The following is a 19,455-nucleotide window of genomic DNA, read 5'->3' as shown; positions in this document are numbered from 1 at the left end:
TTATTTTTTTGTATCAAAAACAATTTGTCCTTTGTCCATGATAATGTTACGAGTAGATTTAGTTTTCCAATACGGGTTTTTTGACGAAACTATAATAGTCCAATTGTTTTCCTTTGCGGTAATAAAATCAATAATTGAATTGGCTACATTTTGATCCATTGTATCTGTAGGGTCTTCATAGAACAAAATTTTTGGTTTGTGAATAATACTCCTTGCTAGAAGAATTTTTTGAGCATTAGAGGATGACAATTGTCTACCTTCAGGAAAAACAATCGTTTCCAAACCGTTTGGTAATGTTTTTAGATAGGAATTAAGTTGTACGCCCTCGATGGCCCATTTCAAGTCTTCTTGTTTTATAGTGGGATTTTTAAAGGTAATATTATCAATAATACTGCCTTGAAATGGAGTCTCACCATAAATTATACTTCCTATTTGAGAACGATATTGTTTTAAATTAATTTTCCCAAAAGTGTCATCATTAATGTAAAATGAACCAAAAGTAGGATAAATCAAACCTGATAATAATCTAATCAAGGTGGTCTTTCCGGAGCCATTGGCACCATCAATTACTATTATCTCCGACGGGTCAATTTTTAAGGTTATGTGTTTAAGAATATTACTTTTAGAATCCGGAAATTTAAATGACACATTATCAACTTCAAGGCTCATGGAGGTATAACATGTATTCAACTCATCGCTTGACTCCTCCTCAAGTTTCATATCGGTTACCAAACCTATTTTTTCTACCGATGTTAGTACATCATAAAACGTTTCTAGTCCAAGAATTATTTTCTCGACTGAACCAATAACCAACAAAATAATGATTTCTGCTGCAACAAACTGTCCAATATTCATTTCCTGAATGAGCACTAAATAACCTCCTATACTCAATAAACTAGCCGTAATAACTACTTTGAAAACGATAAGTTGACTAAATTGTCTCTTTACGATTTCAAAATGTTTCTCCCGATAATTCAAATAGTCACTAACTAATGTATCGTTTTTTTGAAGCGCATAATCATAATTAAGTTCGTTTCTAAAACTAAAATTATTGCGCGCCATCTCTTGCAACCATGCCGCTACTTTATACTTGTATTTAGACTCTTTCAAACTAGTTTCTAAACCTGGAGCGTACGAAAATTTGAATATAAAATAAAGCAATAGTAATAGCAATAATCCAAAAACAATAAAATAAGGATGGTAAAGCGATAGTAAAATAACCCCAAAAATTATTTGCAATAATGCTGCCGAAAAATCAATTAACAATTTTGAGCTTCCTTTTTGAATGGTCATAGTATCAAAAAAACGATTGGCTATTTCGGGTGGATAGGAATCATATAATTCCTCAAATTTTATTCGAGGCAATCGTCCAGCAAATTCAAATGAAGATCTAACAAATATTTTTTGCTGGATATTTTCAGTAATACGAAGCTGCATTAAGGATAATATCCCCACTAGAATTACCCCTATTACAACCAAAACCACTAAAACTATCCAGGAAACACTCACGCGACCCGATTGAATAAAATTGATAATTGCTTGAATACCTAATGGCAATGAGAGGCTAACTAAACCGGCAAAGATGGCGTAGAAAAAAATTTGATAAACATCCTTTTTATCTAGTAATAAAAGATTAAAAAATCGTTGTAGAGGAGTCATAATTATTTTTTTAGTAACGTTGAAATTAAATGGAGATAAAAATTAGTAGGTTTGTTATGTTCACTACAATTCGTAATTGTTTTTAAATGACACATCAAAAAATGCTGGTGCAAAGAGCCTTCAACAATAGAAGAAACAAGGCTTTTTGCATAGGGATAATCGGGATTTACTTCGTTCACAAAAGCAATAATTGTATTTATTATTCGCTTGTATATCAAAAAAAAACCTTCTTTGTTTTCCTCGTCAACTTCTTTAGTATGGAGCGTTTTGGTAAACTCTTGAATAATTATTTTGTTCAAAATAGATTCATTGATGTGCGCTGTAGTAGAATCGTCTTCTATTTTTTCGGTCGCAATTGTAATTGCCAAAGTTAACTTTTCGAAAGGATTTACTACCGCATTTGTTGCTACATGGATTCTATATTCAATCCAACTCCAATACCAACTCGATAAATAGATTAAAAACTTATGCTTATTCTCGAAATAACGGTACAGTGAACTTTCGTTCGAACCTATTAAATCTCCTAATTTCTTAAACGTAAATTCTTCAAATCCTATTTCATCAATCAACAAAATGCCATATTCAATAATTTTTTTTCCTAAAACAGATGTTTCAGGATCTTTGACATATATTTTTGAATTGACTTGAATTTTAAATAGTAATTGGCTACTTTCCATAAATTATCAGTATCGCTTAATTGATTCCTCTTTATTTTTGCTTTTTGAATTCAATTGAAATTGACCAATTGTACTCTTATTAACTGCAATAAAAAAATTTAATTTTCTGTAAAGTTAATAGTAATACTTTCAATTTTATTTTTTTTAACAATTATTTTAGTTATTAAAACAATTTTAGAATAACCAAAAGCATCTTAAAAAAATAACCAACTGAATATTAAACAATTACATAAAAAATTAATTTTTAACTTTAAACTACTCGAAACATAAAATCATAAAAAAAGCTGCCCAAAAGATTAGGCAGCTTAACTATTTTTTTGAAAATTAATTAAAAAAGGTGGTCCTACAACAACGAATGCTGTGTCATTGCAGCTGGTTGCGGCACGCCCATCAATTCCAAAATGGTTGGAGCCATATCTCCTAGAACGCCATCGTGAATTGTTTTTAGTTCATTATCTACCAAAATAAGTGGCACAGGATTAGTAGTATGCGCCGTATTTGGGCTTCCATCAGGGTTTATCATCGTTTCGCAATTTCCGTGATCCGCAATTACTAGCGTGGTATATCCATTGGCAAGAGCCGTAGTAATTACTTTTTCGACACATTTGTCAACGGCTTCGCAGGCTTGTATAGCGGCATCCATTATTCCAGTATGTCCTACCATGTCGCCATTGGCAAAATTCAAACAAACGAAATCTACTTCGCCTTTTTCGAGTTCTGGAACCAAGGCTTCGGTGAGTTCAAAAGCACTCATTTCAGGTTGTAGATCATAAGTGGCTACTTTTGGCGAGTTTTTCAAGATGCGACTTTCACCATCAAAAGGCAATTCTCTACCGCCAGAAAAGAAAAATGTCACGTGTGGATATTTCTCTGTTTCGGCAATTCGGATTTGTTTTTTACCTGCTTTTTCTAGGACTTCGCCAAGGGTTTCGGTAATATTATCTTTGTTGTAAACTACTTTTACATTTTGGTACGTTTCGTCATAATTCGTTAGCGTAACATAATACAAGTTGAGTTTGTGCATGTTTTGCTCGTGAAAATCCTTTTGCGAAAGCGCTTCGGTCAACTCACGTCCTCGATCAGTTCTAAAATTGAAGAAAATAACCACATCGTCTTCTTGAATAGTTGCTAGTGGTTGGTCATTTTGGTCAACGACAACAAGTGGCGCAATGAATTCATCCGTAATATCGTTTTGATAGCTTTGTTCCATCGAAGCAACAGCATCTTTGGTATGTGTACCGGTTCCATTTACCAATAAATCGTAGGCAAGTTTTACTCTTTCCCAACGTTTATCGCGATCCATCGCATAATAACGCCCAATTACCGATGCAATTTTTACGGTAGTAGCAGCAATATAATTTTCTAAATCCTGTATGTATTTTTTTCCTGATTTAGGATCTACATCACGCCCGTCAGTAAAAGCATGTACAAATACATCTTGCAAACCACATTGTTGCGTAGCATCAATAAGTCCGCGCAAATGCGAGGTATGTGAGTGAACGCCACCATCCGAAACTAGTCCAAGGAAATGTACCTTTTTATTATTTGCTTTTGCATAATTAAAAGCGTCTATCAGAACGGGTTCTTTGGTCAAGGTATTATTGGCAACGGCAAGGTTTATCTTGGCCAAATCTTGATACACAATTCGTCCTGCTCCTAAGTTCATGTGTCCCACTTCGCTATTGCCCATTTGTCCTTCTGGAAGTCCTACGTTGAGTCCATCGGTACGGAGTTGTGCGCTAGGGTAGTTTTTATACAAACTATTTATAAAAGGAACGTTAGCGTTATCAATTGCAGATACTTTAGGATCTGGAGATTTTCCCCAGCCATCCAAAATCATTAGAATTACTTTCTTTTTCATTAGAATATATTTTAAACAAAGGTAAAGTATTTCTAAAAAAAGTACCTACAACTCGAAACACTATTATGCCTAAAAAAGACAAAAAGCAGTAATAATCACAAATTTACCCGCAGAAGTACTTTTTTGAAAAGGAACTAAAAAACGTGTTTCACCTGATTGTAATCTATAAAATAGCGCACACTGACTGAAAAAACATGCTGCAATTCCTGATTATTGAGTAGGTTTTTGACATTTTCGCCAAAGTCTTTATTGATGACATTTTCAAAATTAGCGGCACTATTGCGGTACAAAACCGAAACTTGACTCCCCGGAGCAAACCACCAGGAATAGGACAAATCCATATTCCAGGAATAAAAACTAGAATTTTTATTCTCGGTGTAGCTGGGTAATTCTTTGAGTCTGCCGTTTTGTTCCAATGACAAATAATTTTTATTTTCGGCATACGACCAGTATTGTCGTACCGAAAGATTAAAATTCATTTTGCTATTAATCGAGTATTTCCCGCCCAAAGTATTAGAATAGGTAATCACATCACGATTCGCAAAAACAATAGTTTCCGGAGTAATTGGATTCAAATCACCATCAATGCTATCCACAAAACCCTTATTATTGCTACGTTTTGAGTATCCAAAATTATAATTCAACGCCAATTTATCATTGAAACGGTAGCGTGGTCCTAAATTTATTTCGTAATAATTTCGTCCTGCTTCATTTGCTTTGGAATATTCGGGATTGATTTCAAACGCAAATTTATAATTGTAATTTCTGGAGTAATACGCCCAAAAACTGTAGCTTGTGGGAGAAATTGCAAACCTTCCGGCAGTTCTAGGTTCGTAATAATCATAGCGTTCAAAGGGATTGACGTTAATTCCAAAACCTACTGAATTGTTTTTTTTGGTCTCCAAATTTACATTTACGTTAATATTACTGCCTTGTATTTTTCCAGTGTCTTTGCGGAATTGTAAAAAGTTGTTGTAGTTCACTCTAAAACCATTGAAGTGTTTGGTAGGATTCAAAATTCTATAATTGGCATTGCCATAAAAACTGTAATAATTCGTTTCGAAGTTGATTCCCAAATCATTATTGTCAAAATCTTTGGTATACAAATCACCACCAAAACTATAACGGTATTTCCCGGTTGTTTCGGCAAAATTCAAGGTTGTTGCGATTCCTTTTTTGGACTCGACATCCGTAACATAACTGTATTTAAAATCTCCAGCCAAATTGTAGGTGTTCTTTTTAGTATTCAAATCCCAAACCAATGCAGATACATTTCCGTCTCTAAAACTACCGTTTCGAGTGACATTGGTATTCACAAATGCGATAGAGGAATTTTTGCGAAAGCGTTGATCCAAGACCAAAACATTATAATTAGCAAGCGGTTCTACTACTTCATTTCGCGTTTGCTGGTTGTCATTGTTGCGAATTACAGCCGAAGTTTTTTCGGTAACAGCATTCAAAATCCCTACTCCAAGTCCGTTTTTGGTTCTTCCAGACACTTTTAATGCGTTTATCAAACTCACATTTGCGGGATTATCAATAATTTCTTCGTTGCTCTTAATTGTTGGATAATTACTAGGAGAACCACCAATTCGTCGCGAATAAACCAAATTTCCTTTGCTAAACAAATCGGTTCCTTCGGTAAAAAAAGGCCTGTTTTCATTAAATTGTTGCTCGAATGGGCCTAAATTCAAAATTTTATCATCGTATTTGGTTTGACCAAAATCAGGAATCAAAATCATGTCTAAAGTAAAAGCATCGTTAATTCCATACTTAAGATCCAATCCGCCTTTGAGCGTTCCATACGTTTTTTGGTGTGCACCAGAATTGATGTAAAAGGAAGAATAAGGGAGCAAAAACAAGCGTGTAGATGTTTTTATGTTCTGAATTCCTTCCAAAACGCCATTTTGTTGCGTGAAAGTACCTATTTTTGAGTCGATATAATTCCAAGAATATTTTTGTCGGTCTCGCTTGATTTCTCTAAAAAAATTGAGTCCCCATTTTTGAATTTTTTCACTCGAAAAACGCAACGCTGCATACGGAATCCTCATTTCGACCACCCAACCAAAGTTGGTTATGACCGCTTTGCTCTCCCAAACGGCGTCCCAAGAATAATCTTCACCATTGGTATCTGTCGATAAGCAATCCGCTTGACCATCGGCGGCATTGACAAAAAACTGAAAGTTTTGTTGCCCATCGTTGTATCCATTTACAAAAACACCAAAAAAATCAGTGGTGCCAAAATCATCTCGTTGTGAAATTTCTTTTAGGATTTTATCAGGTTCATCATCGTATAATTTTGCCGAAATATAAATGGCATCATTATCATACAAAACCTTAACTTCGGTTCTTTTATTTTCGGCAATTGGCTTGCCGTTATCGGGTTGAAACATCACAAAATCAGTAGCAGGAGCAACCGTTTCCCAAACGGCTTCGTTTATTTTTCCATCAACCGTTATTTTATCTGAAATGATTTTAGTTTGCAGTGTTTTTTTTTGGGCAAAGCCAAGAAAAGAAATAAAAAGCGTACTTATAAAAAGTAGTTTTCTCATGTGATTTTGATTGATTAAAAGTGATTGATGATTGAAATTTGTCCAATTGTTATAATAGACTTTGCTTTTAACTTTTTGTTACAGTTTTTAAAATAAAAATACAATTACTATTGTTAGGACATTTCTTAAGCAAAAAAACGTATTTATTTTAGTTTTAGTACAATCAATCTACACTTTTAATCGGGTTATTTTACAGGCATTTTAACAATAAAAACAATTGCTAATTACGTATTTTACTTTTCAAAAAGGCTTAAAATTTATTTTTAACAACATTATAATCAATAAAATACCGAAGACTTACGGATACAATATTGGTCAAGTTATTTTTAAACACATTATTGATGTTGTTTCCTAAATTCGTTTCGACTTGATTGGTTCGTTCTTGAGCAAAATTGCGATATAAAAACGAGATTTCGCTCCCCGGAGCAAACCACCAGGAATAGGACAAATCAAAATTCCATGAATTGAAATTTCTATTTTTGTTTTGGTCATAAACGGTATTTTGAACTAAATGTCCGTCGTTTTGCAACGTCAAAAATTGATGGTTATTGGCATACGACCAGTAATATCGCGCAGTCAAATTAAGCGTCATTTTGTTATTCAAAGCATATTTTCCTGTAAAATCATTTTGAATGTATTCTCGATTTCTTTCGGCAAAAATAATACCCGTTTCATCCTCATCTACCCAGCCACGGTCGTTTCTTTTATGCAAATAATCAACGGCATACGCCAAGGAAAACTTATCATTGAAACGGTATTTGGGACTGGCATAAAAGCCATAATTAAAGCGACCTTGTTCCTCAAATTTGGCTGCCGAAAGGGTCAAATCAAATGTAAAAGGATTGTTCCTATTCAATTCAAATCCAAAATAAGACGACACTCTTTTTGGGATATACACATAGCGATCAGCTGCTCTTGGCTCGTAAAAATCATACGTTTCAATGGGATTCATCACCAATGCGAACTCAAAATAATCATTGTTTAATGTTGTTGCTTTAATTACCGTTTTATACCAAGCTTCTTGCAATTTGCCAAACGTATTTTGAACTTCAACATTCAGTTCTTGCTCTACTTTAAAGGTATTGAAAACGTGATTAGGGTTCAAAATCCGGTAGCTTGCATTGGCCAAACCGCTGTGGTAATTGGTATAGAAAATGATTCCTAAATCGTTGACATCATAATTTTTTGAAATGTATTTTCCTGAAAATAAGTAACGGTATCGCCCACTGGTTTTTTTGAAATTCAAGGCTGTTTTGAATCCGTTAGTAGATTCTATATCATTAATAGCGCTGTATTTGAAATCGCCAGACAGATTGTAAGTATTGGCTTTGGTGTTCAAATCAAAAACTAACGCGGACACATTGGCATCTCTAAAACCGCCATTTCTAGTCGTATTGGTGTTCACAAAAGTCACGGATGAATTTTGATTAAAGCGTTGGTCAAAAACCAAAACATTATAATTTGTCAATGGCGCAATCACTTCCTTGCGGGTTTCTCCAGTTTGGGTATTGGTAATTGTAGCAAAAGTTTTCTCGGTAACGGCATTCAGGAAACCTATTCCCAGTCCTTTTTCGGTTCTGCCGGATACTTTTACGGCGTTCAACAAATCGACACTACTAGGATAATTTGTAATTTCTTCGTTGGCACCTAAATCTGGATCAGTAGTAGGCGCACCACCAATTCGTCTGGAATAAAAGAGATTTCCTTTGCTAAATAAATCAGTTCCTTCAGTAAAAAAAGGCCTGTTTTCCTCGAGTTGCTGTTCAAAGGGTTCCAAATTCAAGATGGCATTATCAAATTTTGTTTGTCCAAAATCAGGAACCAAAATCGCATCCAAGGTAAAGGATTCATTGATGCCGTATTTCAAATCCAAGCCCGCTTTAAAAGTAACCTCGGAGCCCAAATCACTTTGTTGATAATAGGACGATGTATAGGGTATAAAAAACAATCGGGTTGGCGGCTGAATGTTTTCAATTCCTTCCAAGATTCCTGCTTGTGTGATAACTGCACCAATTTTTGTATCGACCCGATTCCAAGTATAGGTTTGTACATCTCTTTTTATTTCCCGCGTACAATTGAGTCCCCAAGTTTGTTTTTTGGCATTCGAAAATCGCAGGGCGGCATACGGAATTTTCATTTCGACTACCCAACCAAATGAGGTTAACGCTACGTGACTGTCCCAAATGGCGTCCCACGAAAAATCCTCATTATCCTCCGTTGCCAAACAATCCATTTGCACACCAGCGGCACTTACATAAAAACGAAAATCTTGTTGCCCATCATTAAACCCATTTATCGCTACCGAAAAATGGTCCGAAACTCCAAAAACATCCCGATTGGTAATTTCTTTCTGAATTTTATCTGGTTCATTATCATACAATGTGGCGGCAATATAAATGGCATTGTTGTCGTAGAGGATGCGAACTTCGGTTTTTTTATCGGAACTAATTGGTTTCCCGTTATCTGGCTCAAACATCACGAAATCCGATGCCACCGAAGCGGTTTCCCAAACGGGTTCGTTAATTTTTCCATCAATTGTAATATTTTCTGTAGTAGATTTCGCCAGAAGAATTTTCTTTTGAGAAAACGCATAGTGGCTACTAAAAGCGAGTAGAATTGAAAAAAAACAGCAGTATTTCGTCATATTTTTGGCTGATTAATAGGTAAATATAAGAAATTTAACATAATAGCGTATAGATTTTTGAATTTTAACAACTATTTTTTTCATGCAACTTTCCGAAAAAAAATGTTAAACTTTACAAAAACTACCAATACTTATTCGATAGCATGCATTTTTTCATACTTTTGCCTTCCCCAAACAAGTGTATAACCTAAAGATTTTCAATGCTATATAAAATATTTCCTTCATTACTTTTTCTATTAATGACCTATTCTTCTGGTCCGTTTAATTTTTCAAATTCTGAAAAAATAGCCCCTACTAAAATAGCGAGTGTTGCTAAATCAAGTTTTGATATGAAAGTCGAACTAGTATACAATTCGCTACAAGCAAATGAGTTTACCTTGCCTAATTTGGAGAGTTTTACCCAAGCCCTAAAAGGATTTTATTTATTGAAAGAAAAAGGGCTCGTCCAAAAAGATATTTTGACTTTGGTCGATTTTAGTTTGTCGTCCAATGTAAAACGACTTTGGGTTATTGATCTAGCAACCAATACTATATTATTACAATCGTTGGTCGCGCATGGCAGGAATACTGGCGAAGAATTTGCATCTAAATTCTCGAATTCACCACAATCCTTCGAAAGTAGTTTGGGATTTTACGCCACCGGCGAAGTATACAAAGGAAAACACGGACTTTCACTAAAATTAGACGGTTTAGAAAAAGGAATTAACGACCACGCTCGCGAAAGAGCCGTTGTCGTTCATGGTGCTGATTATGTGTCTGAATCCTTCATTCGAGGAAACAAGAGATTGGGCAGAAGTCAAGGTTGTCCCGCAATTCCAGAAGCTTTGGCGAATACAATTATCAACTTAATAAAAGATAAATCCTGCCTTTTTATCTACCATCCGTCCATGAATTTTGAAAACACAGCCAAGCTAATTTCTTAATTTCGAATACAATTCCGAATCCAATTTGTAAATATCGGTTCGGAAATACAATTTATTTTTTTCGCTCCAAGCGGTCCAATACCACAAATAGATAGCGTAATTTTTATTGATTTTGACGTAATTCGTTTTTTTGGTAGCCACAACAGAATCAATCCGTTGTTTTGACCATTTTTCAGAATCGTTTAAAACTTGTTGTGCCAATTCCAACGGATTTTCGACCCTAACGCATCCTGAACTCAAGGATCTATTGTGCATTCCAAATAAATTCCTGTGGTTCGTATCGTGCAAATAAACACTGTGATTGTTGGGAAACAAAATTTTCATCACCCCCAATGAATTGCCCATTCCCGGACTTTGTATGTACTTGTAATTATTTGGTTTACTCGCATTCCACTGATTTGGACTCACTTCCTTACCGTTGCTATCATATATAGTAATACTTTTATTTTTTAGATAATTTCTATTTCGCATCATTGCAGGAACAACATCTTCTTTCAAAATCGTGGGTGGCACCGTCCAAGTGGGATTGAAAACTACCGTTTTTAAAGCCGAAGTAAGAATTGGAGTTCGCCTTTTGGCTGTGCCCACGACCACTTTTCTAAACACCACCGTATCCTGCTTTTCTACAACATTCAAACTGTAATTTGGAATATTAATAAGGATATAATTTTCATTAAATTCCTGATTAAACCAGCGCCAACGTTCCAAGTTGGCAATGATTTGTTCTTTCCTCTGGGTTTTTGTAAAATTAAGCGCGACAACAGTTCCAGGCCCAATAACACCATCCGAAATTAAACCGTGTCGGTATTGAAATCGCTTAACAGCCTCAAATGTTTTCTTGTTGTAAACCCTATTCAAACTGTCTTTTCCTCCCAAATCATTCCAATACCGAAGGCGTTTTTTAATTTGAATTAATGACGAATTGGTATCATTCAAAACTAATTTTTGACCAACAATAATTGGTTTTAATCTGTCTACTGGGTAGGTGTTAATAAGTGCCAATGCTTTTATCAAACTGTTGTAGGTAACGGATTTGGGGTGGTATTTTTCAAGAATACCGTTGAATGAATTGGTCGCAAAGCCTTCGGATAAAACGGCATTGACATCAAAATGGGGTTGTTTTAAATCCCAATCCGTGTATAAATTCGTTGGATTTAGTTTGCCCATATTGACCTGAATCAAGTATTTTTGAAAATTATGTGTTAACAAAATATCGTAATGAACCAACTCTTTTCCAGTCAGTGATGCGTGTTTTTGTTCTAATTCCTGCAAATTATCCACATGAAAATCCTTTGGATTTAACCCTTCCTGCTCCGATTGAAGGAGTTGCTCCACTATAATTTTCCTATTTGTGTCCGATTGCCAAACGGTTTTATACCCAGATGCCTTGTAAAATTCAGTGAGTATTCTACTGTCAAAAAGGGCTAAATCGAGACTATCAATAGGCAAAGCATTACCAGTAACACGTATTTTAGACAGTGTTTTTGGGGCAATATTTTCATAACTGGCAATCGTTTTAGGAACTTCCTTTTGACAACCCAAAAAGAAACAACCAACAATAAAAAGGCAAAATTTAGTCATTTTTAATTTTTTTAAACAGGACAATATGTTCTCCAACACCAGCAATAGCAAACAATTCCCCTTTTTGGGTATATCCTAATTTTTCATAAAATCCTACAGCTTCTTTCCTTGCATTGAACCAAATCAAATCGCAGTCCGATGCACAAAATGCCTCACAAAACAGAACGAGTTTTTGTCCAAATCCCATTCATTGATTGGGTTTTAAAACTGCCATACCCCGAATTTGCATTTGATTTTTCTCGGCAAATAAAGCGTTATTTTTTTGTAAACCGAAAGAATTCCCACTAAATTATCCTCTAAAAAAATTCCAAAATGAGTGGTCGTTCCTAAATTATCGCCATCAAAATAGCAGGTATCAAGCGGTTTTCCTTCCCGAAGAACAGCTTGACGAACAGGAAAAGTAGTTAAAGCAGGTATTTTATTGATGTATGGCATTCCTATTTTAATTTAAAATAAAAGTATAACATTTTAGTTTTAAAAAGGTTATAAAATATATCTCTTTTGTGATGTAATTTTATATTTAAAAGTTTGCAAATAAGTAAAAACTTTAGCTATATTTGCACCGCAGTAATGCGAAAGTAGCTCAGTTGGTAGAGCTCCAGCCTTCCAAGCTGGTTGTCGCGAGTTCGAGCCTCGTCTTTCGCTCTAAAACCTCAAATGAAAATTTGGGGTTTGTTTTTAAGACTAGAAAAACCATTTTCTAATTTCAAAAAACAATTTACCTATCCTGCGAAAGTAGCTCAGTTGGTAGAGCTCCAGCCTTCCAAGCTGGTTGTCGCGAGTTCGAGCCTCGTCTTTCGCTCCAAGCCGAAACAAATTTGTTTCGGCTTTTTCATTTCAAGTAATCAAGGTTTGTTTCGGGCAAAATTTCTTCAGGTGCTTTATTTTGCATGAAGAGTCTTGCCGACAACGTTCCTTTTAAAATTATTTTTTCGTCCTTCACTTCCAACCAACTTCCTTCCCGCAGCCCTAAAACAGGCGCCGAATTAAAAGCGTGATATTCACTTATACGCGTTTCACGAGTTTCGCCCATGTGTTGTGATAGCGCATCGGCATCTAAATAATGAGGGTTTAAGTTAAAAGGAAGCATTCCTAAAGTCAGGAAACTTGGCGGATAAACAATAGGCATATCATTAGTAGTTTGCATCGTAAGCCCGCAAATGTTACTACCAGCACTAGTACCTAAATAAGGAGTTCCGTTTTTTAGCGTTTCGGCAAGTGCGTTCATACCGTTATTTTTATACAATTGGGAGACCAATAAAAACGTGTTTCCACCTCCAGTAAAAATCCCTTCGGCTTGTTCGATTGCTTTTTTGGCATTTTCAAATTCTTGAATTCCAACGATAGTTTTGTTTATTTTGGCAAAAGCCAAAGCCACCTTTTGAGTATAAGCTTCATGCGTAATCCCTCCAGGTCTTGCATACGGAATAAAAAGTAGGGTCGTGCAATTTTTAAAAAGAACAGCTAATTCAGGTAATAAATAATCCAAATAATCGCCTCCGTGAAGGGTTGATGTACTGGCTATAATAAGATTTTTCATGGCGGAGTAAGAAATCAATAGTTGGTGTAAAGGTATTCAATCTGCTTTTTTAATTAACATATTTTTACCAAGTTGTTAATACTAAATTTGGACGTCATTACAATACTTTTACTACGCATAATGTAATTTCAAAGCAATGATTCGAGCGGTTAGTATTTTTTTTCTTTTGGCAACAACAACCGTTTGGGCGCAAGAAAAAAACGTTTCGAAACTAAACGGCAAAATCATGTCAACCGTTTCAAATCTGGAAGGGATTTACATTATTAATTTAAAAACCGAAAAAGCAGCCATTTCTGATCGTGATGGTTATTTTTCGCTCCCCGCAGCCGTTGGTGACACGCTATTATTATCGGCGGTACAGTTCAAAGGACTACGAATTTGCTTGACGCCAAAGAGTTTTGAAGGCGATTTATTTTATGTAAAAATGACTCCCATCATGAATCAATTGAATGAGGTAATCATAAAAAGATACGCTACTATCAATGCCGAAGCGTTGGGGATTATTCCAAAAGGACAAAAATCATATACGCCAGCCGAGCGAAAACTAAAAGCAGCAACGGGTATGGATGCTAAATATGGTTTGAGTACCTCATTCTCGATAGACCCGCTACTTAATTTACTTTCGGGAAGAACGGCAATGCTCAAAAAAGAGCTCGCAGTCGAAAAGAAAGAACAACACATGCAACAAATTGAAAATCTGTTTGACATGGATTTTTTTACAAAAAAATTAAAAATTCCATCCGAATATGTTAAAGGTTTTGAGTATTATGCCGTGGAGAATGAAAAATTCATCGTTATCCTTGAGTCCAATAACAAAACTAGCACCGAATTTTTAATAGGCGAATTGGCTACCAAATACAAAGACCTACTTGCAAGTGAAAAATAACTTTACGTTGCTATTTTTTGTTTTTTGCCTCGTTCCAAAAACCTCTGGACAAACTAGTGTCACGCCTATTTTGAAAGGAAAAATTACCGTGAATTCGGTTCTTGTAGAGGGCGTAAACATAAGCAATGTAACGAGTCAGGAAACCACAACGACAAACAAAAATGGCACTTTTATATTGCCTGTAAAACCGGGAGAAATCATTTTGTTTTCGGCAGTAAATTTAGAACCCTTTCGCAAAAGAATTAGTCTTCAAGACCTTGAATATGGAATTCTTGAAATTAAAATGGAATCCAAAAACAATGTTCTCAAGGAAGTAATCATCAATGAACATCCCGAACTAACAGCCGAAAATTTAAGAATCATCCCGTCTGGACAACGAAAATACACGGCGGCTGAACGCAAGTTGAAAACGGCAGGAGATTTTAAACCCATTCAATTGCTAGGAATTCTTGGTGGCGCACTTGCTATAGACCCTATACTCAATGCAATTTCTGGCAGAACCAAAATGCTGAAAAAAGAAGTACAAGTAGAACGAAAAGAGCAATTATTATCTAAAATCGAAGTCGTTTTTGAGGAGGAATATTACTCAAAAACCCTAGGAATTCCAGCAAATTACATCAAAGGTTTTCACTATTATTGCATAGAAGACGCTGAATTTGCAGCGGCTTTACAATCCAAAAACAAAACGATGATGCAGTTTTTAATCGTCAAATTAGCCGAAAAATACAACGCACTTCTTGCTGATGAAAAAAACTAAAAAATTAATCATATTCCTATTTTTGATAGGTCAATTGGCTTTGGCGCAAGCCAATAAAGAACAGCTCCTACACGGAAAAGTCACAGCGACATCGGGAAATTTACAAAGCATAACGGTCGTGAATTTAGTAACCGAAAAAAATACGACTGTTGACAGCAATGGTGAATTTTATATTTTGGCGAAAGCCGATGATTTATTGCTTTTTTCGTCCAACGATTTTGAATTCCACAGAAGATTAATCGAGGAAGAAGATTGGAATAAACCCCTATTGATGATTGAAATGATTCCTAAAAGCATTGTTTTAGACGAAGTTATTGTCAATAAAAACGCGAATATCAATGCGGTTTCATTGGGAATAATTACCAAAGATATGAAACATTACACTCCCGCAGAAAGAAAATTAAGTTCTAATTCAGGTGGAATTATTGGCTTGTTGAATACTTTTTCTGGTCGCAAAGCCATGCTGAAAAAAGAGTTGGAAGTCGAAAAAAAGGAGCTTTTATTAGGCAAAATGAAGCCCCTTTTTAACGACGATTATTATATTGGAGTTTTAAAAATACCATCGGATTACATCAAGGGATTTCAATATTATTGCATTGAAGATAAAGAAATTGCCCAATCATTACTTACCAAAAACAAAACCATGACCCTGTTCCTAGTTTCAAAATTGGCCAAACAATACAAGGAAATACTTGCTGATGAAAAATAGACAAAAAATACTCGTTTTATTAGTGCTGTTCTCTTTTGGGATTGCACAAGGACAGTTTCGCAAGGTCTTGAAAGGACAGGTTTTAAACGATTCGATTCCAGTTGAAAACGGATATGTTTTTAATCTAAATTCCAAAACAAGAACGCTCATACAATCCGATGGCTCGTTTGACATTCCAGCAAAATCAAAGGATACGCTGCTAATTTCGAGCATGGCTTTTCGATCTCAAAAAATAATTCTGACAACTAAAAATCTCGAACTACCGCTTTTAATTATCAAACTTGATTTTTTTGAAAACGAATTAAAAGAAGTCCTCGTTTCCAAGAAAACAGCACTAAAACCAATTTCTTCCAACTCGCAAAAATATGTCGACATGCCGTTTTTTGACGACGAAAAATCCTCGCCCAAGAACACTACAATGCCGTCTTTTGCAGTCGAAAACAGTATGGATTTATGGCGAATAGGAACCAAAGTAATTCCGAGATTATTCAAGAAAAAAGCTGTCGAAAAAACACCTGAACTTCCCGAAAAAGATTTTACAAAAGAGGTTTTTACAACTATAAACAGGGATTTTTTCACACAAACATTAGCATTAAAATTGGATGAAATTAATCTCTTTTTGATGTATTGCGAAACCGATTCCAGAGCTAAAGAATTACTCAAACCGGAAAACAAATTCCAATTGATTGATTTTTTGATCACAAAAAACAAAGCTTTTAAAAGAATTAGTACTTTTGAAAAATGAAAAAAATAATTCAATTTGCTTTTTTGGGTGCGCTATTCATTCTCATTTCTGGATTTGCCATTCATAAATTTTATGCCGCTATTTATCAGGTGAATTTTGTTCCCGAAAAAAAAATGATTCAAATTACGGCACGTCTTTTTAGTGATGATGTAGACAAGGCTTTAGAAAAAAAATACCATGTAAAAACGACTTTAACAAGTGATAAACCTACCACTACTGATATGGCATTGCTGAAAAAATATAGCAACGAAAACTTTGTGATAAAAGTAAACGGACAAACAAAACCTATGAATTTATTGAGTAGCGAATTGGAAGGCGACGTTATAATATGCTATTTTAGCATCAAAGAAATTTCGAAAATCAATACGCTTGCTATACAAAACAGCATTTTGGTAGAATGGAATGCAGAGCAGCAAAACATCATGCACTTTACCATAAACGGAATCAAAAAAAGTCTGTTGTTTAGTGATTCAAACAGAAGCGAAATGTTAAAATACTGAATAAAATAGCCTCATTTGTTATAAATCATTATTTTCACACCCTGAAAATTTTTGTTTCAACCCTATGAAAAAACTAACGCTATTATTGCTTGTTCCAGCATTTGTATTGGCACAAGAAAAAACAACTCCCATTTTACCCAAACAACAAGGCAAGTACGACACGAATAAGTTCAGCCAGATGTACGATTTATTGGCTACGCCCAATATGTTTCGTACGGCATCTGGAGCGCCAGGTCCTGCGTACTACCAGCAACAAGCCGATTATAAAATTGATGTAGAATTGGATGACAAAAACTCCAAATTAAGCGGCTCCGAAACCGTAACCTACTACAACAATTCGCCTGATAATCTAGAATATTTGTGGGTACAATTAGACCAAAATCAAGCCGCAAAAACCTCGCAAACACCACTAGCCGAAAATGAAAAATTAGAGCCCGTATTGCCTGCTGATAAATTTGCAAATGAATATTTGAAAGCGGGTTTAGATCGTGGTTTCAACATTGAATATGTAAAAGATGCCAAGGGAAACCCCGTGTCGTATACGATTAACCAAACCATGATGCGCATTAATTTAGCCACACCTATGAAACCAGGCGATAAATATTCGTTCTCCGTAAAATGGTGGTATAATATTAATAATTACAAGCAAGATGGTGGTCGTTCTGGTTATGAATTATTCGAAAAAGAAGGCAATAAATTGTATGTAATCGCACAATTTTATCCTAGAATGGCCGTCTACAATGATGTCGAAGGATGGCAAAATATGCAGTTTTGGGGTGGAGGCGAATTTGCCTTGCCATTTGGAAATTTTGATGTAAACATTACCGTTCCAGCAGATCACGTGATGGAAGCCACTGGAGAATTGATGAATAGAAGTCAAGTATTTACTCCTGAACAAGTAAAACGATATGAGCTAGCGCAAAAATCTTTTGATAAACCCGTTGTCATTGTAACACAAGCCGAGGCCGAAGCCGCAGAAAAAGGTTTTTCGAACCAGAAAAAAACATGGAAATTTAGTGCTCGAAACGTCCGCGATTTTGGTATTGCCACATCTCGAAAATTCATTTACGATGCTATGGCGGTTCAGCTGGGCGGTAAAGTGGTTATGGCTGCATCCGTTTATCCCAAGGAAGCCAATCCGTTGTGGGGAGAAACCTCAACAAGGACCGTGGCGCATACCTTAAAAAGCTATTCATCGCATACATTTGATTATCCGTATCCCAAAGCCGTTTCGGTTTCGGCAGAGGATCAAGGAATGGAATACCCTATGATTTGTTGGAATTTTGGTCGTCCAGACGAAAACGGAGTAACAACACCGCAGGTCAAAAACGGCATGATGGGCGTTGTAATTCACGAAGTAGGACACAACTTTTTCCCCATGATTGTCAATTCCGATGAACGCCAATGGACTTGGATGGACGAAGGATTGAACTCGTTTATGGAGTTTATGGCAGAACAAGAATTGGGTACCAATTATCCGTCAAGACGAGGCCCACCTAAAAATATTGTACCTTACATGAGTGGAGATCAAAAATTTCTAGAGCCAATAATGTCAAATTCCGAAGGGATTATCCAGTTTGGAAACAATGCCTACGGTAAGCCAGCAACGGGACTTAACATATTGAGAGAAACTATTATGGGGCGCGAATTGTTTGACCATGCATTCAAGGTATATGCCAACCGTTGGAAATTCAAACACCCAACTCCCGAAGACTTTTTTAGAACCATGGAAGATGCTTCGGCATTCGATTTGGATTGGTTTTTCAGAGGTTGGTTCTATTCTACAGATTTTGTAGATATTGGCATCGCCGATGTAAAACAATATTATGTGACCGATACACCAACAACCGAGTTGAAAAACACCAAAGTCAGAAAAGGTCGTTTTGGCGAAGACAAAGGCCCATTTGTATATTTGGTTTCTGAAAAAAATGCCGAATTAAATCCTGCAGCCAAAAAAGCATTGAAAATTGAGGATTTCAAAACACTGTCCGATTATGTCAACGAAAAATTAACTGCCGAGGAAAAAGCAACCTTGAAAAAACCAAGTTACTTTTACGAAGTAGAATTCAATAAACCAGGCGGTATGCTCATGCCTATTTTGGTCGAAATCACCTATGAAGATGGTAGCACCGAAAATTTTAAATACCCTGCACAAATTTGGAGAAAAAACAATGATACCGCCAAGAAAGTGTATGCTACCGAAAAAATAATCAAAAAAATACAAATCGACCCTAAATTAGAAACTGCCGATATTGATGTAACTAACAATGTTTGGCCCAAAGAAGAAGTAAAATCCAAATTCGATTAAATTCTAATTACAATTATTTAAAAAGACTCTTAACGGTAGTAATGGTCGGAAGAATAATCTTCCGACTTTTTTTGTTTTTTATTTATATATTTAACAATATTTTTCTTGTTTTA

16 protein-coding genes and 2 tRNA genes are annotated in these 19,455 nt (G+C 35.6%); 9 read left to right on the top strand and 9 right to left on the bottom strand.

What is annotated here, in order from left to right; translation table 11 throughout:
- The 5 genes from FNW21_RS08160 to FNW21_RS08140 form a co-directional block, all read right to left on the bottom strand.
- Entirely contained in the window at window positions 1–1,659 is a 1,659-nt protein-coding gene (locus FNW21_RS08160) for a peptidase domain-containing ABC transporter (RefSeq protein WP_144256246.1), read from the bottom strand.
- A gap of 2 nt (window positions 1,660–1,661) precedes the next feature.
- Complete coding sequence (locus tag FNW21_RS08155; protein ID WP_144256245.1) at window positions 1,662–2,336, bottom strand: TetR/AcrR family transcriptional regulator; 675 nt, start codon at window positions 2,334–2,336, stop codon at window positions 1,662–1,664.
- Window positions 2,337–2,679: 343 nt separating this feature from the next.
- Window positions 2,680–4,197, bottom strand: coding sequence for a 2,3-bisphosphoglycerate-independent phosphoglycerate mutase (gene gpmI, locus FNW21_RS08150; RefSeq protein ID WP_144256244.1), 1,518 nt, complete (start codon window positions 4,195–4,197; stop codon window positions 2,680–2,682).
- Between the two features lie 134 nt (window positions 4,198–4,331).
- On the bottom strand, window positions 4,332–6,749 hold the full coding sequence (locus FNW21_RS08145; protein ID WP_144256243.1) for a DUF5916 domain-containing protein: 2,418 nt from the start codon (window positions 6,747–6,749) through the stop codon (window positions 4,332–4,334).
- A gap of 250 nt (window positions 6,750–6,999) precedes the next feature.
- The gene (locus FNW21_RS08140) at window positions 7,000–9,393 is read right to left on the bottom strand and encodes a DUF5916 domain-containing protein (RefSeq protein WP_144256242.1); all 2,394 of its coding nucleotides are present in this window, start codon (window positions 9,391–9,393) and stop codon (window positions 7,000–7,002) included.
- Window positions 9,394–9,593: 200 nt separating this feature from the next.
- Here FNW21_RS08140 and FNW21_RS08135 point away from each other — a divergent pair, with 200 nt between their 5' ends.
- Window positions 9,594–10,316, top strand: a complete 723-nt coding sequence (locus FNW21_RS08135) for a murein L,D-transpeptidase catalytic domain family protein (protein ID WP_144256241.1) — start codon at window positions 9,594–9,596, stop codon at window positions 10,314–10,316.
- On the opposite strand, the gene FNW21_RS08130 is transcribed toward FNW21_RS08135, so the two are convergent.
- From FNW21_RS08130 to FNW21_RS16520, 3 genes are read right to left on the bottom strand one after another with little or no spacing between them, the layout of a single operon-like run.
- Window positions 10,305–11,897 carry a L,D-transpeptidase family protein gene (locus FNW21_RS08130; protein ID WP_144256240.1) on the bottom strand — a complete coding sequence of 531 codons (1,593 nt, stop codon included), beginning with the start codon at window positions 11,895–11,897 and terminating at the stop codon, window positions 10,305–10,307. The genes FNW21_RS08135 and FNW21_RS08130 overlap by 12 nt on opposite strands.
- Complete coding sequence (locus FNW21_RS16525; protein ID WP_235889609.1) at window positions 11,890–12,084, bottom strand: GNAT family N-acetyltransferase; 195 nt, start codon at window positions 12,082–12,084, stop codon at window positions 11,890–11,892. Before FNW21_RS16525 ends, FNW21_RS08130 begins: the two co-directional genes overlap by 8 nt.
- A 14-nt stretch (window positions 12,085–12,098) precedes the next feature.
- Window positions 12,099–12,332, bottom strand: coding sequence for a hypothetical protein (locus tag FNW21_RS16520; RefSeq protein ID WP_235889608.1), 234 nt, complete (start codon window positions 12,330–12,332; stop codon window positions 12,099–12,101).
- 137 nt (window positions 12,333–12,469) lie between these two features.
- Here FNW21_RS16520 and FNW21_RS08120 point away from each other — a divergent pair.
- A tRNA-Gly gene (locus FNW21_RS08120) sits at window positions 12,470–12,542 on the top strand.
- 84 nt (window positions 12,543–12,626) lie between these two features.
- Window positions 12,627–12,702: transfer RNA gene (locus FNW21_RS08115), tRNA-Gly, on the top strand.
- Between the two features lie 27 nt (window positions 12,703–12,729).
- On the opposite strand, the gene pepE is transcribed toward FNW21_RS08115, so the two are convergent.
- Window positions 12,730–13,437, bottom strand: coding sequence for a dipeptidase PepE (gene pepE, locus FNW21_RS08110; RefSeq protein ID WP_144256239.1), 708 nt, complete (start codon window positions 13,435–13,437; stop codon window positions 12,730–12,732).
- Window positions 13,438–13,573: 136 nt separating this feature from the next.
- Here pepE and FNW21_RS08105 point away from each other — a divergent pair, with 136 nt between their 5' ends.
- The 6 genes from FNW21_RS08105 to FNW21_RS08080 all read left to right on the top strand — a co-directional run bounded on the left by FNW21_RS08105 (window position 13,574) and on the right by FNW21_RS08080 (window position 19,342).
- Window positions 13,574–14,323 (top strand): hypothetical protein, encoded by a 750-nt coding sequence (locus FNW21_RS08105; RefSeq protein ID WP_144256238.1) that lies wholly within the window; start codon window positions 13,574–13,576, stop codon window positions 14,321–14,323.
- Window positions 14,313–15,080, top strand: coding sequence for a peptidase associated/transthyretin-like domain-containing protein (locus FNW21_RS08100; protein ID WP_185963903.1), 768 nt, complete (start codon window positions 14,313–14,315; stop codon window positions 15,078–15,080). The genes FNW21_RS08105 and FNW21_RS08100 overlap by 11 nt, the downstream gene beginning before the upstream one ends.
- Window positions 15,067–15,789 (top strand): hypothetical protein, encoded by a 723-nt coding sequence (locus FNW21_RS08095; RefSeq protein ID WP_144256236.1) that lies wholly within the window; start codon window positions 15,067–15,069, stop codon window positions 15,787–15,789. Before FNW21_RS08100 ends, FNW21_RS08095 begins: the two co-directional genes overlap by 14 nt.
- On the top strand, window positions 15,779–16,534 hold the full coding sequence (locus tag FNW21_RS08090) for a hypothetical protein (protein ID WP_144256235.1): 756 nt from the start codon (window positions 15,779–15,781) through the stop codon (window positions 16,532–16,534). Before FNW21_RS08095 ends, FNW21_RS08090 begins: the two co-directional genes overlap by 11 nt.
- Window positions 16,531–17,034: a DUF6702 family protein gene (locus tag FNW21_RS08085; RefSeq protein ID WP_144256234.1), complete on the top strand. Its 504-nt coding sequence runs from the start codon at window positions 16,531–16,533 to the stop codon at window positions 17,032–17,034. The genes FNW21_RS08090 and FNW21_RS08085 overlap by 4 nt, the downstream gene beginning before the upstream one ends.
- Before the next feature lie 64 nt (window positions 17,035–17,098).
- Complete coding sequence (locus tag FNW21_RS08080; RefSeq protein ID WP_144256233.1) at window positions 17,099–19,342, top strand: M1 family metallopeptidase; 2,244 nt, start codon at window positions 17,099–17,101, stop codon at window positions 19,340–19,342.
- The last annotated feature ends 113 nt before the right edge of the window (window positions 19,343–19,455 follow it).

It is taken from the genome of Flavobacterium restrictum (assembly GCF_007097245.1).
Taxonomy (GTDB): Bacteria; Bacteroidota; Bacteroidia; order Flavobacteriales; family Flavobacteriaceae; genus Flavobacterium; species Flavobacterium restrictum.
The sequence above is the reverse complement of the archived record's forward strand: the minus strand, read 5'-3'. Positions and strand labels throughout refer to the sequence as shown.